General features: G+C 65.1%; 13 protein-coding genes. 6 read left to right on the top strand and 7 right to left on the bottom strand.

The window, feature by feature from the left end:
- The first annotated feature begins 51 nt into the window (after nucleotides 1-51).
- The gene (locus J6525_RS15820) at nucleotides 52-1,437 is read left to right on the top strand and encodes an MATE family efflux transporter (RefSeq protein WP_092080727.1); all 1,386 of its coding nucleotides are present in this window, start codon (nucleotides 52-54) and stop codon (nucleotides 1,435-1,437) included.
- A 263-nt stretch (nucleotides 1,438-1,700) separates the two neighbouring features.
- Nucleotides 1,701-2,144 carry a DUF2147 domain-containing protein gene (locus J6525_RS15815; protein WP_225645367.1) on the top strand — a complete coding sequence of 148 codons (444 nt, stop codon included), beginning with the start codon at nucleotides 1,701-1,703 and terminating at the stop codon, nucleotides 2,142-2,144.
- 244 nt (nucleotides 2,145-2,388) lie between these two features.
- Here the strand turns inward: J6525_RS15815 and J6525_RS15810 are convergent, their stop codons facing one another.
- The 5 genes from J6525_RS15810 to J6525_RS15790 form a co-directional block, all read right to left on the bottom strand.
- Nucleotides 2,389-3,537, bottom strand: a complete 1,149-nt coding sequence (locus J6525_RS15810; protein ID WP_057018114.1) for a DUF3095 domain-containing protein — start codon at nucleotides 3,535-3,537, stop codon at nucleotides 2,389-2,391.
- 171 nt (nucleotides 3,538-3,708) lie between these two features.
- On the bottom strand, nucleotides 3,709-4,914 hold the full coding sequence (gene zigA / locus J6525_RS15805; protein WP_225645366.1) for a zinc metallochaperone GTPase ZigA: 1,206 nt from the start codon (nucleotides 4,912-4,914) through the stop codon (nucleotides 3,709-3,711).
- Between the two features lie 261 nt (nucleotides 4,915-5,175).
- On the bottom strand, nucleotides 5,176-7,038 hold the full coding sequence (gene htpG, locus J6525_RS15800; RefSeq protein ID WP_225645365.1) for a molecular chaperone HtpG: 1,863 nt from the start codon (nucleotides 7,036-7,038) through the stop codon (nucleotides 5,176-5,178).
- Nucleotides 7,039-7,129: 91 nt separating this feature from the next.
- Nucleotides 7,130-7,936, bottom strand: coding sequence for an MBL fold metallo-hydrolase (locus J6525_RS15795; protein WP_225645364.1), 807 nt, complete (start codon nucleotides 7,934-7,936; stop codon nucleotides 7,130-7,132).
- 60 nt (nucleotides 7,937-7,996) lie between these two features.
- A complete protein-coding gene (locus J6525_RS15790) occupies nucleotides 7,997-8,977 on the bottom strand; it encodes an AraC family transcriptional regulator (protein ID WP_225645363.1) in 981 nt (326 codons plus the stop codon).
- A 74-nt stretch (nucleotides 8,978-9,051) separates the two neighbouring features.
- Between J6525_RS15790 and J6525_RS15785 the strand changes: the two genes are divergently transcribed.
- Complete coding sequence (locus J6525_RS15785) at nucleotides 9,052-9,696, top strand: sigma factor-like helix-turn-helix DNA-binding protein (protein WP_225645362.1); 645 nt, start codon at nucleotides 9,052-9,054, stop codon at nucleotides 9,694-9,696.
- Here the strand turns inward: J6525_RS15785 and J6525_RS15780 are convergent.
- Together J6525_RS15780 and J6525_RS15775 are read right to left on the bottom strand one after the other, a co-directional pair.
- Nucleotides 9,675-10,769, bottom strand: a complete 1,095-nt coding sequence (locus J6525_RS15780; RefSeq protein ID WP_225645361.1) for an asparaginase — start codon at nucleotides 10,767-10,769, stop codon at nucleotides 9,675-9,677. The genes J6525_RS15785 and J6525_RS15780 overlap by 22 nt on opposite strands.
- Nucleotides 10,770-10,881: 112 nt before the next feature.
- Nucleotides 10,882-11,298 (bottom strand): AMP-binding protein, encoded by a 417-nt coding sequence (locus tag J6525_RS15775; RefSeq protein ID WP_225645360.1) that lies wholly within the window; start codon nucleotides 11,296-11,298, stop codon nucleotides 10,882-10,884.
- Between the two features lie 89 nt (nucleotides 11,299-11,387).
- Here J6525_RS15775 and J6525_RS15770 point away from each other — a divergent pair, with 89 nt between their 5' ends.
- The 3 genes from J6525_RS15770 to J6525_RS15760 all read left to right on the top strand — a co-directional run bounded on the left by J6525_RS15770 (nucleotide 11,388) and on the right by J6525_RS15760 (nucleotide 14,811).
- Nucleotides 11,388-12,560: an acyl-CoA dehydrogenase family protein gene (locus J6525_RS15770; protein WP_225645359.1), complete on the top strand. Its 1,173-nt coding sequence runs from the start codon at nucleotides 11,388-11,390 to the stop codon at nucleotides 12,558-12,560.
- A 154-nt stretch (nucleotides 12,561-12,714) separates the two neighbouring features.
- Nucleotides 12,715-13,329, top strand: a complete 615-nt coding sequence (locus J6525_RS15765; RefSeq protein ID WP_050386137.1) for a TetR/AcrR family transcriptional regulator — start codon at nucleotides 12,715-12,717, stop codon at nucleotides 13,327-13,329.
- Nucleotides 13,330-13,620: 291 nt separating this feature from the next.
- Nucleotides 13,621-14,811, top strand: a complete 1,191-nt coding sequence (locus J6525_RS15760; RefSeq protein ID WP_225645358.1) for an OpgC domain-containing protein — start codon at nucleotides 13,621-13,623, stop codon at nucleotides 14,809-14,811.
- Nucleotides 14,812-14,824 lie beyond the last annotated feature (13 nt).

Here is a 14,824-nt window from a genome sequence, read left to right as displayed (position 1 = left end):
GCGTTGGATTGCAGTGCGCCCCTCTCCCGCTTGCGAAGTGAGCCGTGACGCATGACCATTGATGCCTCGATCGACGACGTGCAGCCGGCCCCGGCCGCGCCCGCCACGCCGGTCAATGACCTCTTGACCGCGCCGATCCTGCCGACGCTGCTTCGCCTCGCGATCCCGAACACCATCGCCATGTTCGGCTCGACGCTGGTCGCGGTGGCCGAGACCTCTTACATCGGCCGGCTCGGCACCGAGCCGCTGGCCGGCATTGCGCTGGTGTTTCCGTTCGCGATGCTGACGCAGATGATGTCGGCTGGCGCGATGGGCGGCGGCGTCTCGTCGGCGATCAGCCGCGCGCTCGGCGCCGGCGACCGCGACCGCGCCGCCGATCTGGCGCTGCATGCGGCTATCATCGGCGGATGCGCCGGACTGTTCTTCACCGTGATGATGCTGGGCTTCGGCCGCAACTTCTATGCGCTGCTCGGCGGACATGGCGGCGTGCTCGAGCAGTCGATGCATTACTCGCAGGTGCTGTTCTCCGGCGCGATCTCGATCTGGCTGGTCAACACGCTCGCCTCCGTGGTGCGCGGCACCGGCGACATGCGGATTCCCTCGATGACTCTGATCACGGTCTCGATGATCCAGATCGCGGTCGGCGGCGTGCTTGGTCTCGGGTTGTTCGGCATGCCCGGTCTCGGCATGCGCGGCGTCGCCGCCGGACAGCTCACGGCCTTCACGTGTGGTGCGATCTTCCTCGCGTGGTATCTCGCCTCCGGCCGCAGCCGGTTGAAGCTCGACTTCGCCGCCTTCAGCTTCCAGCGCGCGATGTTCCTCGACATTCTCAAGGTCGGCGCGATCTCCTGCCTATCGCCGCTGCAGAGCGTGCTGACCATCCTGATCTTCACCAAGATCCTGGCCAGCTTCGGCACCGAGACGCTGGCCGGTTACGGCATGGGCTCGAGGTTGGAGTTTTTGCTGATCCCGATCGCGTTCGCGGTCGGCGTCGCCTCGGTGCCGATGGTCGGCATGGCGATCGGCGCGGGACTCGTGACGCGCGCCCGCAAGGTGGCGTGGACCGCCGGCACCGTCGCCGGACTTGTCGTTGGCTTCGTCGGACTTGTGGTCGCGCTCAAGCCGACGCTGTGGATTGCGCTGTTCACCACCGATCCCGGCGTGACCGCCGCGGCTTCGTCCTATTTCGCGCTGGCCGGCCCGGGCTTCGGCTTCTTCGGCGTCGGCGTCTGTCTCTATTTCTCCTCGCAGGGCGCGGCCAAGGTCGGCGGACCGGTGCTGGCCGGCACCATCCGCCTGCTGCTGGTCGGTATCGGCGGCTGGTGGCTCGCTACCGTGAGCGCCCCGGCGTGGACGCTGTTTGCGCTGGTCGGCGGTGCAATGGTGGCGTTCGGCCTGGCCACCATCATTTCGATCCGGCTGACCCGCTGGAAATAAATACGACGCAGCGCCCTCGCACCGGAGCGTTGCCTGAGCATGACTGCTCCTGAAACAGGCACCAGATTTTTTTTTGGGAGCGCGCTCACCTGATCGCCGCGAATATGACATTGCAGAAATTCTTCGACTTGTTATGCAGGCCGACCACTAAAGCGCGATGAGATTGGGTCGAATCGTCATCGCGCTTTAGCTCTTTGTTTGATCATGATCTTTTCGGAAAACCGCTTCGCACTTTTCCGGATCATGCTCTGGGGGAATGAGCCATGGCCTGCAGATTCGAATTCATGATCGCAATCATTGCGACGGCGCTTGCCGTGCCCGCCGCGCATGCGCAAGGCACGCCTGAGCCGGTTGGCGTCTGGCAGACCCAGGCCGGCGATGCCCGCGTCAAGATCAGCAAATGCGGCGGCGGCATCTGCGGCGTGGTGGTGAGCCTGCGCGACCCGATCGATCCGATGACCGGCAAGCCCCAGGTCGACAACAAGAATCCGAATCCGTCGCTGTCCAGCCGGCCGATCATCGGGCTGCCGCTGTTTTCCGGCATGCATCCGGTCGCCGCGGGCAAATGGTCGGGCCAGATCTACAACGCCGACGACGGCGGCACCTATGCGAGCAGCATCTCGGTGACCGGCGAGAGCACGCTGCGCGTCGAAGGCTGCGTCGGCGCGCTGTGCGGCGGCGAGACCTGGACGCGGGTGGGGCGGTAATTCTGAGCCGAGCGGCAACCGCGACGGGACCGTGCTCCCTCGCCCCGCTCTTGCGGGGAGAGGGTTGGGGTGAGGGGCTCTATCCGCGTAGCCATATCTGAATTGTAGTCAGCTCACCGTCGATCTCGCGAGTCGGATGAATATCTCCTTGCGGCCACGCATTGCCTGCCCTCACCCGGAAGCCACGCGAGGCGTGGCGTCCGACCTCTCCCCGCAAACGAGCGGGGAGAGGTGAGAAAAATTGCTACACCGCGCGCGCCTTCAGCACCGTCGCGGCCGAGGCGTAGCCGCCGCGGGCGCCGTCGATGAAGTGGACGTGGTCGGCGCGCATCACCGACGGGGTGAAGCAGGTCATCATCGCGGCATCCTGCTCGTGCAGGCCATAACGCACGATGCCCTGCGCCGCGGCGGCGGCGAGGCGCTGCTCGATGTCGGAAGCGAGCTCCGGCGTGCAATCCAGGATCATGCGCAGGCCGTCGTCGAACTTGCGAAAGTCTGAATTCTCGACGACCTGCTGCAGATAACGTTTCGGCGCGAACTTGCCGACTGGGATGTTGAACCGCATCAGCGTATAGGCCCACAGCGTGAATGTGAGCACCACGGCGCGCCGCAGCGCGAGCGGGCCGCGGCGCCGTGCGCGCGCCTCGTACTCCATTCCCTGCGGCGGCCAGTGCAGCGGCGGACCGCTGGCGGGCACCGGCCGTCCGGCATCGGGACTTTTCTCGACGCGGACGACGATATCCTCGATCACCTTGCGGAAGGACGCGGGATCGGCGTTCTTCGCCGGCAGCACCAGCACCGACAGAATGACGCCGCGCGCGGACGGCATCACCTCGAAGCGGCAGGACAGGCCGGACAAATCGGGTTGCGTGCCCTGAGGCGCCGGATCGACCGCGAACTCGGCGCGCTTCATCGCGGCATCGGCGTAAGCAAGACCGCCGCCTGAGAACATCGCATAGGACAGATTGGCCGACGGCCCGAAGCGCGCGACGCGGACATCGGCGCCCGCGGCGCGGATCGCCGCCATCGGCACCAGCGCCACCCGCAGCACCAGATCGAGGTCGTCGTGCACCCAGCGCGCGGTCGCGGCCAGGGCTTCGCGCGCCTTGTCGAGATCGGCGGGCGCGACCGCAAAACTCGCACCGTCGCCGCCGAACACGAAGGGGAATTCGCGGCCCTCCAGCGCATTGGTGACGGCGGCGACCACCGCGGCGCCGGCCATGTTGACCGCCTTGTAGCGCTGCGCTGCGATCGCCTTGGTCGATTCCACGATGTCGGCGACGCCGACCGTCCAGTCATCCGGCAACGGCGCATACAGCGCGGGGTCCATCAGCCGCGCGAAGCCGCGAAACACCGGAATGCCGCCGTAGAAGATATCGCTGCCGCCAGCCATCGCAACGCCGCGCCGTTTCCGCCCTGATGCGGGATTCTCTAGCAGATACGGCGCGGGTTGGGACCGGTTTTAGAAGCGTAGCCCGGATGGAGCGCAGCGAAATCCGGGAACCTCTCAAGCGGCGGGAGACCCCGGATTGCGCTCCGCTCCATCCGGGCTACGGTGACTGTCTCACGCCGCCTCGCCTGCCCTGCTCCACGGCGGAAACGGATCGCGCAGCCCGGCCCAGGCCTGCGGGTCCATGCCGGGCTTGCCGGTGACGAGGCAGGCATCGAGCCTGCGGCGGATGTCGTCCTCGTTCATGCCGGAGCCGATGAACACCAGCTCCTGCCGGCGATCGCCGTAGAGATCGTTCCAGCTCCGCTGCATCATCAGCCGCCAGTCCGGATGATCCGGCCAGTGCTCGCGCGGGATCGCGGCCCACCACGAACCGAGCCCTTCGGTGCGGACGATGGCGCCGGCCTGGCTCAGCTCGCCGCACCAATCCGGGCGCGTCGCGATCCAGAAATGGCCCTTGGCGCGGATCACGCCTTGCCAGCTCTCGCGCAGGAAGGCGTGGAAGCGCAGCGGATCGAACGGGCGCCGCGCCCGGTAGACGAAGCTCGTGATGCCGTATTCCTCGGTCTCCGGCACGTGCCCGGCAAAGCCATAGAGCTCTTTGTGCCAGAGCGGATGCTGCTGCGCGCGCTCATAGTCGAAGCGGCCGGTGTCGAGCACGCGGTCGAACGGGACCTTTGCGAAATTCGCCTCGACGATGTCGGCCTCGGGATTGAGCGCGCGCACGATGGTGCGGGCGGCCTCGCGCTCGGCCTGCGTCGCGGCATCGACCTTGTTCAGCACCACGACATCGGCGAATTCGATCTGCTCGACCAGCAGATCGACCAGCGTGCGCTTGTCGCCGTCGAGCGCCTCCCCGCGTTGGCTGAGGAAATCGGTCGAGGCGTAGTCTTTCAGGAGATTGGCGGCGTCGACCACCGTGACCATGGTGTCGAGCCGCGCGATGTCGGAGAGACTCTGGCCGTCTTCACCGCGAAACTCGAAGGTCGCGGCGACTGGCAGCGGCTCGGAAATGCCGGTCGATTCGATCAGGAGATAATCGAAGCGGCCGCTCTCGGCGAGCGCGCGCACCTCCTTCAACAGATCGTCGCGCAGGGTGCAGCAGATGCAGCCATTGCTCATCTCGACCAGTTTCTCGTCAGTCCGGGACAGGTTCGCACCGCCATCGCGAACCAGGTCGGCGTCGATGTTCACCTCGCTCATGTCGTTCACAATCACCGCAACCTTCAGGCCGTGGCGGTTGTTCAGGACGTGGTTCAGCAAAGTGGTCTTTCCAGCCCCGAGGAAGCCGGACAAGATGGTGACGGGGAGTTTTTGCATCGAGATCAAACAGTTGCTGGAGGGATCGGCGGCGGCGGGACATGGGGCATTCGCTTTATGTTATGTTATAACATAACATAAATGAGCTGCGGCCTGTCAAGCGCCTGGGTGAGGCGCAGTCAGCTTGTCATTCTCGGAAATGCGTAGCCCGGATGAAGCGCAGCGAAATCCGGGGCTCGCCTCCGCGAACGAAGAGACCCCGGATTGCGCTTCGCTCCATCCGGGCTACGGGCTCAGGATGACGGGTTCAGAGTTCACGCCCTACTTCCCCAATCCGCGCAGCACGAGCTGGTTCATGCGGCCCGCGAACGCGGCGGGGTCGTCGGGCATCTCGCCGTCGAGGATCTGCGCCTGTTCGAACAGCAGCAGCGACAGGTCCTTCGCCTGCGCGCTATCGGTCGCGAGCGCCGCGACCAGCGGGTGGCGCAAATTGATCTCGAGCACCGGCTTTGTGATCGCGCCGCGGTTCTGCTGGGCGAGCAGCCGCTCCAGCGCGCGGTCGCGCGCATTGCCGCCCGCGACGAGGCACGACGCGCTCGCGGTCAGCCGCTGCGAGGCGCGGACGTCGGAGACGCGCTCGCCGAGCGCGTCCTTGATCACGGCGATCGTGGTCGCGGCGTCGGCCGCGGGTTCGTCCTTCCTGTCGTCCTTGTCGTCGGCAAGCGGGATCAGGCCGAAATCGACATCGCCCTGGCTCAGCGACTTCAGCGGCTTGCCGCCGAAATCGAGCGGCGCCGAGGTCCAGAACGCATCGACCGGATCGGTCAGGAGCAGCACCTCGATGCCGCGGGCGCGCGCCGATTCCAGCTTCGGGTTCGACTTCAGCCGCTCGACGCTGTCGCCGACCAGATAATAGATCTCGGTCTGGTTCGGCTTGAAGTCGTCGACAACCTGCTTCAGCGAGCGGTTCTCGCCCGACGTCGTGGTGAAGCGCGCCAGCGCCAGCAGCTTGTCGCGGCGCTCGAAGTCCTCCCACAGGCCTTCCTTGATCACCGGGCCGAACGCGTCCCAAATCCTTGCAAAGGTCTCCGGCTCCTTCTCGCCGAGCGTCTCCAATTCGCCGATCACGCGGCCGGTGACCGCCTTGCGGATCTGCGCGAGCTGCGGATTGTTCTGCAGCATCTCGCGCGAGATGTTGAGCGGCAGATCCTCACTGTCGATCACGCCGCGAATGAAGCGCAAGTAAGCCGGCAGCAGCTCGGCATCGTCGGCGATGAAGACGCGGCGGACGTAGAGCTTGACCTTGCCCTTGCGCTCGACCTGGAACAGGTCGAACGGCTTTTGCGACGGCGCGAACAGCAGCACGGCGTAGGACTGCCGGCCCTCGGCGCGGTAATGCAGCGTCATCGCCGGCTCGTCGAACGCGCCGGCGATCTGCTTGTAGGCCTGGGCGTAATCCTCCGGCTTGAGCTCGGATTTCGAGCGCTGCCACAGCGCGCTCGCCGAATTGATCTGGCGCGGCTCGCCCTCTTCCGGCACCAGGAGGATCGGAAACTGGATGTTGTCGGAATATTCGCGGACGATGCGCTCGATCTCGTAGGTCTCGAGATATTTGGCGGCGTCCTTCTTCAGATGCAGCACGATCTCGGTGCCGCGCGCGACACGCTGGGCGGCCTCTTCGCTCGCCGGCGCGATCTCGAAGCCGCTGCCGCCTTCCGACGACCACACCCACACCTCGTCCGAGCCGGCGCGACGGCTGGTGACGACGATCTTCTCGGCGACCATGAACGCGGCATAGAAGCCGACGCCGAACTGGCCGATCAGGTTGGCGCCGTCCTTGGCCTCGGTGAGCTTCGACAGGAACGATCTGGTGCCGGAGCGCGCGATGGTGCCGAGATTGTCGATCAGCTCCTGGCGCTCCATGCCGATGCCGGTATCAACCACGGCAAGCGTGTTGGCCGCCTTGTTCGGGACGATCCTGATCTCCGGCGGCGTGCCGTCCGTGATCAGGGACGGATTGGCGATCGCCTCGTAGCGCAGCTTGTCGCAGGCATCCGACGCGTTCGAGATCAACTCGCGCAGGAAGATATCGGTCTCGGAATAGACCGAATGCACCATCAGGTGCAGCAATTCGGCAACCTCGGCCTGGAACGGCTGGGATTCGGCAGCGGCAGTTGTGGTCATGCGGAAACTCGGACAATCGGTAAGGGGCGGGAAAGCCCTGATATAGCGCGATTGCGCCGCGTGGCAAGATTGCCAAAAGCGGCCGGAACCGTCAGTCCGAGATCGCCGCGAGATAGCGCTGCACCGAGCGGTCGAACGCCACTTTGGCGTCGGAGGCGATGTTCTTGCCCCACCAGGCGCCATAGATCCGATCATAGGCCAGCGGCTCGACCGCGCGCGCGAGGCGGCGGACCGCTGATGCATTGAGCGGGATATAGTTCGGGTAGGAATACATGAAGCTGACCGAGCGGCGGTCCATCGCCACCATCGCGATATCGCCGGTCAAGAGCGCGCCGCGCCCCTCGGCGCCGTTGCGCCAATGCAGCATGGTGGCGCCGGTGAAATGCCCGCCGCCGCGCACCAGCAGGATGTCGTCGGAGATGCGATGGCTGTCGCCCCGCCACGGCACGATCGACGGATAAGGCCGCGTCACCCATTGTGCATCGTCGCCGTGCAGATAGACCGGGGCATTGTCGAACGCCGCGCTCCAGTCGGCGACCGCGCCATAATAGTGCGGATGCGAGATCGCGATTGCCTTCAGCCCGCCGAGCGATCTGACATGCGCGATCGCCTCTGCGGTTGCCAGCGGCACGCAGTCCCACATCACGCAGCCGCCGCGGTCCGGCACCAGTAGCGCGCGCTGCCCGATCGCAAAAGACGGCTCGAGCGCGATCCCGACGAGGCCGAGATCGTCGCGCCAGACCAGTCTGTGCCGCTCTGCGAGCTCCTCGCGCGTCAGCCACGCCTGCCCCTTCCAATTCACATATTGCCGCTCGTCCTCGCAGATCGGGCAAGCCGGCGGTGGCGCCGCGGTTTCAGGAAATTGCGCGCCGCATTGTTCGCAGGTCCACAGAGGCATTGGCAGCGCCCTCATTGGGATGAAGCTGGTCTCCTGATCTACGTCAGCGACATGCGGCGTTCAATGCCGCCGCCCCAGTTCCATCTGCATCTCCGCCGGTGCTACGCCGAACTTCCGGCGGAACGCGCGATGGAAATAAGAGAGGTCGTTGAAGCCGACCGTATAGGCGATGTCGCTGACCTTGCGGCCGGCGCCCTCTTCGTGCAGCAGCAGCCGGCGCGCCAGCAGCAGGCGCTGCTCGCGGACGAACTCCGAGAACGTCGTCCCTGCGGACGCGAACAGGCGCTGCGCCTGGCGGGTGCTCAGCGCATTCGCCTTTGCTATGGCTTCGATCGTGAGCTTACCGTTGTCGAGATTTTTGAGAACATCGGCCTTCATCAGATCGAGCCGCGCCTTCGCCACGCCGTCGCGTGCCGCCAGCTGCTTTGTCTCGGCGCTGCGACCGAGAGCGAGTCCCACCAGGTCGGCGAGATGGTGCGCCGCTGCCCGCTGGCCCGCCAGGTCGAGATCGCCGGCAAGCTCGGTGCAGAGCGCGGAATAGCGCTCGATCATCGCGCTCAAGGCCGGATCACGCCCGAGCGGGCGCGCCAGTTGCGTCTCCGCCGAGGGTGCGATCTGGAGCAGCAGGCGCCGCGGAAACCGCGTCGTCGTAAAGCTGCCCGACCGGGTGAGATCGGCGGTGCCGACGATATTCATTTCAGTGAGGCACATCTGACCGCGCTGAAGCTCGATCGCCTTGCCTGCTTGCGTGACCTGCACCGTGCCGCGCGTCGCGAAGATCAGGACAAGATCGTCGCAGCCGTCATTCAGAAGCGCGCGGGTGCGGGCGAAGCGGGCCGAGCCGCCGCGCGGCGTCGCGATAGCGACCGTATGCAGCAGCGTGAACTCGTTGTGGCAATCGATGCGGTTGTCGTCGGTCGGTCCGACGTCGAGCCGGCAGAAGCCGCGGCAAATCCCTTCGCGCCAGGCCTCATAGGCCGGCCCTTTCGCCAGCCCATGATGGAAGATCGAGAACCGGTTGGGCACCTGTGTCTCGGACATGATCCGTGCTCCGAACGCCCGATCGATCAAGGCTGACACGATCGCTCGCTTGCTGCCCGACACGCGCATGTCGTGTGCGCACGTCGTTCCTGTCCCTACGCTTGGCGCGACGGTCCACGACTCCGGCGCGGAGCCTGATACCACTGCGCCGATTGCCGGTAAAGCTATTCACGAGATGCAACCCTATGATGCGAAGTGCGAAAGCCGGGAATAAAACGGCGCAGCAGTTTCGCGACGCGGCGCTGCCGTGTCTCGACGATGCCTACGCGTTCGCCCAGGTCCTGATGCGAAGCGAGGCGGACGCCGAACTGGCCGTGCAGGAATGCTATCTGCGCGCACTGCGTGAGTTCGACAGCTTTCGCGGCCCGGCCATCAGGCCGTGGCTGCTCGCGATCCTCAAAGCCGTCTGCCAAGAGAAACTCGACCGGAAACCCTCCGGCAACAATGTAACGCCGGAACGGCGCGACACCCCGACCATCCGGCAACTCATCCATGACCTGCCCGCCTCGCTCGGCGAGGTCATCGCGCTGCGCGAGATGATCGATCTCTCCTACAAGGAGATCGCCGAAGTCACCGGCATTCCCGTCACTACCGTGATGTCGCGCATCGCGGAAGCGCGCGCCCTGCTGCTCGCGGCGCGGCGCGCGGCGAAAAAGGCCGCGCAGGCGAAGCCGGCAGGCGCCTCAAAACCGGTGGTCTACCGCGCGAACGCCTGTTGAACCGCCGACGGCTCGGTGATGCCGTTCGCGATCAGCAGCTCGAGCAATACCCGCGCCTTCTGCGGGTTGAGATCGAGCGAGACCGCGAAGCCGAGCTTGTCGTCCTCGACCTCGACGTTGCGGTTCACGAAGCCTGAGCCGACCCGGGTCGAACGCACCACCACGACGCCCTGCTTCGCCGCGGCAGCCAGCGCATCGATCGCGCCCTTCGATGAATTGCCGTCGCCGACGCCGGCCAGCACGATGCCCTTGGCGCCGCGCTTGACCGCATCCTCGACCTCAGCGGCGTCCATGTTGGCATGCGAATAGATGATGTCGACCCGCGGCAAGGGCGGCGCATCCGGCAATTTCAGCTTGGCACCCCTGGCTGGAGCGGCCGGCTGCAGGAAGCGCAGCGAGCCGGTGTCGACATAGCCGACCGGGCCGGCATCGGGCGAGCGGAACGTCTCGACGCTGGTGGTGTTGGTCTTCTGCACCCAGCGCGCGGCATGGATGGTGTCGTTGAGCACCACGAGCACGCCGCGGCCGCGAGATTCCGGGGCCGATGCGACCCGCATCGCCTCGTAGAGATTGGCCGGACCATCGGCGCCGATCGCGGTCGAGGGCCGCATCGATCCGACCAGCACGATCGGGACGTCGGTGTCGAGTACGTTTTGCAGGAAGAACGCGGTCTCCTCCATCGTGTCGGTGCCATGGGTGATGACGACGCCGTCGACCTCCTTGTTGTCGATGGCCGCGCGGATGCGCTTGACGAGGTCGAACCACACCTTGTCGTTCATGTCCTGCGAGCCGATCGACGAGATTTGCTCGGCCGACATCTGGGCGAGCTTGTCGATGCCCGGGATCGCCGCGACCAGGTTCGCTGCACTGACCTTGCCTGAGTCATAGGCGTTGCCGGCGCGTGCGCTGGCCTGCCCGGCGATGGTGCCGCCGGTACCGAGCACGAGCACGCGGGCCAGCGCGGTGCCGGTGGCCTGTTGTGCCGATACCGGCGAGGCAAGCCCGATCATGAGGGCTGCGGCGAGGCCGAGGAAGAGCCGAACGGAATAATTGGATTGAAACGAACGTGGCATGATCTTCTCCCCAAAGCGACAGGTCGCCAGTCCACAACTCGTGGTTTTGTCCCGTAACAAGTGGACAAAGTTGCGGCGGAAGATGCGATGGTCGGAAGCCGGGCTGAAGCGTTTAGTGAGCTCCAAACGCGTTGCGCAGCTCGATCTCCGTTCCGACGGTTCGCCAGATCGAACGATCGACGAACAGCACCCGATCCTCGGCATGGGCGAGCAGTCTTGCGATATCGAGCGCGTGCAGGCGCGCATTGATGGTGTGCAGCACCGCGCCCATGCAGGGCACGGCGAGATAAAGCTCGAGGTGACGGTGCGAGTTCCAGGCCAGCGTGGCAACGCGCATGCCGCGCTCGACGCCGATCTCGGCGAGGAAGTTGGCGAGTTGGCCCGCGCGGCCGAGCAGTTCCGCATGGCTGATGACATGGATGCGGTCGTAATACCGCGTCGTCACCGTCTTGTTCGGATAGAGATCCGCGACCCGTTCCCTCACCAGATTGAGGGTGAGCGGCACCTGCTGCATCAAGCCTGCGAGCATGCCGTGTCCTCCGGAACTTCCGCAAAACCTTGACATCTGCCGGAAGGCGGCGCAACATTTTTCGAAGATTATTCGACTTTTGGTGCGCCATGCATTTTGAGCTTCCTGACGATCTCCGCGTTCTGCAAGGCCGGGTGCGCGAATTCGTGCGCCGCGAGCTGCAGCCGCACGATGCCGCGATCGAGGCGACCGGCAAGGTGCCGGACAGCGCCATGGCCGGCCTGCGCAGGATGGGGTTGTTCGGCACCAACACGCCGAAGCAATTCGGCGGCCTCGGCCTCTCGATGCTGGGCAGCTGCATCGCGATCGAGGAGCTCGCGAAGGCCCACACCGCCTTCTACTATCTGAGCGGGGTCAACGTTCACATCGGCTCGAAGGCGATCGAGTTCTACGCGCAGCCGGCGGTTCGCGACCGATGGCTGCCGGAGCTCGCCAGCGGACGGATGATCGGCGCGTTCGCGCTAACCGAGCCGAATGCCGGATCCGATGCCGCCCGGATCCAGACCCGGGCGCGGCGGGATGGCGATCATTACGTGCTCGACGGCCGCAAGACCTATATCACCAATGCGCCGGCAGCCGGCGTCTTCACGGTGTTCGCCACGCTCGATCCCTCCGCCGGCGCCAAGGGCATCGCGGCCTTTGTCGTCGACGCAAAGATGCCGGGCCTTGCCATCGGCCGCCTGGTCGAGATGGCTGCCGGACGCGGCTCGGAGCACGCCGAAGTGATCTTCGAGGATTGCCGTGTTCCGCGCGAGAATCTGCTGGGACAGGAGGGCGAAGGATTCGCCATCGCGATGCGGTGCCTGGATGCCGGGCGCACCCATTGGGGCGCCTATTGCGTCGGCGCGGCGAGCCAGCTGCTGGACTACGCTCTCGACCATGTCTCGGAGCGCGAGACGTTTGGACGCAAGCTGCGCGACCATCAGGGCATCGAGTGGCAGATCGCCGACATGGCGAGTTCGCTGCATGCCGCGCGGCTTGTCGCCTATGAGGCAGCCTGGCGTTACGACCAGGGCGATGCCGCCGCCCGCACCGCCGCGGCAGCGCTCTCCAAATATACCGGCGCCGACATGGTGCAGCGCGTCGCCGATACGACCATGCAGCTGTTCGGTGGCGCCGGCTATTCCAGGGACCTGCCGATCGAACGCATCTGGCGGGAAACACGGGTGGTCCGCATTCTGGACGGCACCTCCGAGATCATGCGTCAGATCATTGCCCGCAACGCGTTCCGCACACACGAGCGGCGGAACGCGCCGGTCTGACCCGCAGGCTTTACCGCTGTATCCCGTCGCAATAGCACTTGTGTTCCGATCCCGCTGCCTTACTGTTTTTTACGGGGATGAGATTCCTGCTTTGACGCGTCTTCCTTGCGCGAACCGGTATCCACTTCGCGCGAAAACGCTCTTGGAGACCACCGTGGCTTCGGGGACGACACTCAAGCTCAAGCAGCAACGCAGCCGCGACCGGCGCGAGCAGATCCTCACGGCGGCCACCAAGCTGTTTGGCGAAAAAGGCATCGACGGAACCTCGCTCACCGAGGTCGCCGCCGCGGCGAAAGTACCGCTCTCCAGCATCTATGATTATTTCGAGGACAAGCGCGCGCTGGTGCTCGATGTGCCCGAGGGCAATTTCGAGGCGCTGTATCAGAAGACCGAGCCGCTGCTGCTCAAGGGTGGCGATCCCGTCGAGCAGCTCCGCATCATCTTCCTCACCAACTTCCAGTACATCAAGGACAACCCGAGCTGGGGCCGGGTGTTCTTCCTCGAGATCTGGCCGAGCGTGCTTGCCGCCGAACCGCGGATCAAGAAGGCGGTCGACAGATACGCGCTGCGCTATGTGCAGCTGATCAAGCAGGCGAGCCGCGCCGGCACCTATCGCCGCAATCTCGATCCCTACACCGCGATGTCGCTGATGATGGGCGGGATGTGCCACCTCACCGCGGTCTGGCTGCTCTACGGCCGCAAATACGATCTGGTGAAGAAGGGCAAGGCGTTGTTCACCACGCTGCATAACGGGTTCGTGCAGCGTTAGCCGCGCCGGTGCGCGGCCGGTTCTCGCAGGCTCTCGTAGGATGGGTAGAGCGCAAGCGAAACCCATCATTCGTCAGGCCGGCACGGAGTGATGGGTTTCGCTTCGCTCTACCCATCCTACGCACCGCGTGGTTCGCGGCTTGAACGATTTGATCCAAATTCATCGTGGTTCGGCAGCGTTGACTGCCACCTTTCCGGAAAACCAATACACAACCGTCGAAATCCTGCTCTAGTATGACGTCGTGGGCGACCCGCGACCGGACACGCGGGCACTCGGGATGGGAGCGTACCGATGGACGTCAAGGCTGTTCTGCCGCCGCGTGGCCGCGACTATCGCCTCGATCTACTGCGCGGCTTTGCCAACTGGGCGATCTATCTCGATCACATCCCGAACAACGCGGTGAACTGGATCACGCAGAAGAATTTCGGCTTCAGCGACGCTGCCGATCTGTTCGTGTTCATCTCCGGCTACACCGCATCCTTCGTCTATGCGCGCATGATGCTCGAGCGCGGCACCGTGATCGGCGCCACCCGCCTGATCAAGCGCGCCTGGCAGATCTATGTCGCCCACGTCCTGCTGTTCGTGATCTATATCGCCGAGATCGGCTATCTCTCCCAGCGCTACCACGACCCGAACCTGCAGGACGAATTCAACGTCGCGGGCTTCATGCACAATCCGGCCGAGACGCTCTATCAGGGCCTGATCCTGGCGTTCAAACCGGTCAACATGGACGTGCTGCCGCTCTATATCGCGCTGATGCTGTGCTATCCGCTGGTGCTGTGGGCGATGCTGCGCAAGCTCAATCTGACGCTGCTGGCCTCGTTCCTGCTCTATCTCGCGGCGCGGCAATTCGGCTGGAACCTGCCGGCCTATCCGTCCGGCTCATGGTATTTCAATCCGTTCTGCTGGCAGTTCCTGTTCGTGTTCGGCGGCTGGTTCGCGCTCGGCGGCGCGAGCGAATCGATCACGTTCATCCGCTCGCGCGCCTTCCTTTGGCTCGGCGGCGCCTATCTGCTGTTCGCGTTGGTCATGACCTTGGCGGGCCGCTTCCCGGAGCTCGGACAGGCGATGCCGGCCTGGCTGTATGACGCCTTCAATCCGAACGACAAGACCAACCTCGCGCCGTATCGCGTGCTGCACTTCATCGTCCTCGCCTTCTTCGTCACGCGCTTCCTGCCGCGAGAGTGGCCCGGGTATGAATGGCCGATCTTCCAGCCGATCATCAAATGCGGCCAGCAGTCGCTCGAAGTATTCTGCACCGGCGTTTTCCTCGCGGTCATCGCGCATGTGGTGCTGGTCGAGGTCTCCGGCAGCATCTGGATGCAGATCGCGGTCAGCATCGTCGGCATCGTGCTGATGACCGCGCTCGCCTATTACCGCTCCTGGTCGAAGAAGGTCGACAAGGCGCCGGCGAAGGTACCCGTAGCTGCGCAGACGCCCGTGGCCGCGCAGACGCCAGCGACCGCGAAGCCCGCGGAGTAAGTGACGGCGCGCG

Origin of the sequence: Bradyrhizobium australafricanum (assembly GCF_020329495.1) — a bacterium.
GTDB classification, from domain to species: domain Bacteria; phylum Pseudomonadota; class Alphaproteobacteria; order Rhizobiales; family Xanthobacteraceae; genus Bradyrhizobium; species Bradyrhizobium australafricanum.
The sequence above is the reverse complement of the archived record's forward strand: the minus strand, read 5'-3'. Positions and strand labels throughout refer to the sequence as shown.

Excerpts from the sequence above, each read along its gene's own strand:
- J6525_RS15770 (WP_225645359.1), top strand. The coding sequence starts at position 11,388 with ATGCATTTTGAGCTTCCTGACGATCTCCGCGTTCTGCAAGGCCGGGTG.
- zigA (WP_225645366.1), bottom strand. The coding sequence starts at position 4,914 with ATGCAAAAACTCCCCGTCACCATCTTGTCCGGCTTCCTCGGGGCTGGA.
- J6525_RS15775 (WP_225645360.1), bottom strand. The coding sequence starts at position 11,298 with ATGCTCGCAGGCTTGATGCAGCAGGTGCCGCTCACCCTCAATCTGGTG.
- J6525_RS15815 (WP_225645367.1), top strand. The coding sequence starts at position 1,701 with ATGGCCTGCAGATTCGAATTCATGATCGCAATCATTGCGACGGCGCTT.
- J6525_RS15795 (WP_225645364.1), bottom strand. The coding sequence starts at position 7,936 with ATGCCTCTGTGGACCTGCGAACAATGCGGCGCGCAATTTCCTGAAACC.
- J6525_RS15820 (WP_092080727.1), top strand. The coding sequence starts at position 52 with ATGACCATTGATGCCTCGATCGACGACGTGCAGCCGGCCCCGGCCGCG.
- htpG (WP_225645365.1), bottom strand. The coding sequence starts at position 7,038 with ATGACCACAACTGCCGCTGCCGAATCCCAGCCGTTCCAGGCCGAGGTT.
- J6525_RS15780 (WP_225645361.1), bottom strand. The coding sequence starts at position 10,769 with ATGCCACGTTCGTTTCAATCCAATTATTCCGTTCGGCTCTTCCTCGGC.
- J6525_RS15790 (WP_225645363.1), bottom strand. The coding sequence starts at position 8,977 with ATGTCCGAGACACAGGTGCCCAACCGGTTCTCGATCTTCCATCATGGG.
- J6525_RS15760 (WP_225645358.1), top strand. The coding sequence starts at position 13,621 with ATGGACGTCAAGGCTGTTCTGCCGCCGCGTGGCCGCGACTATCGCCTC.
- J6525_RS15810 (WP_057018114.1), bottom strand. The coding sequence starts at position 3,537 with ATGGCTGGCGGCAGCGATATCTTCTACGGCGGCATTCCGGTGTTTCGC.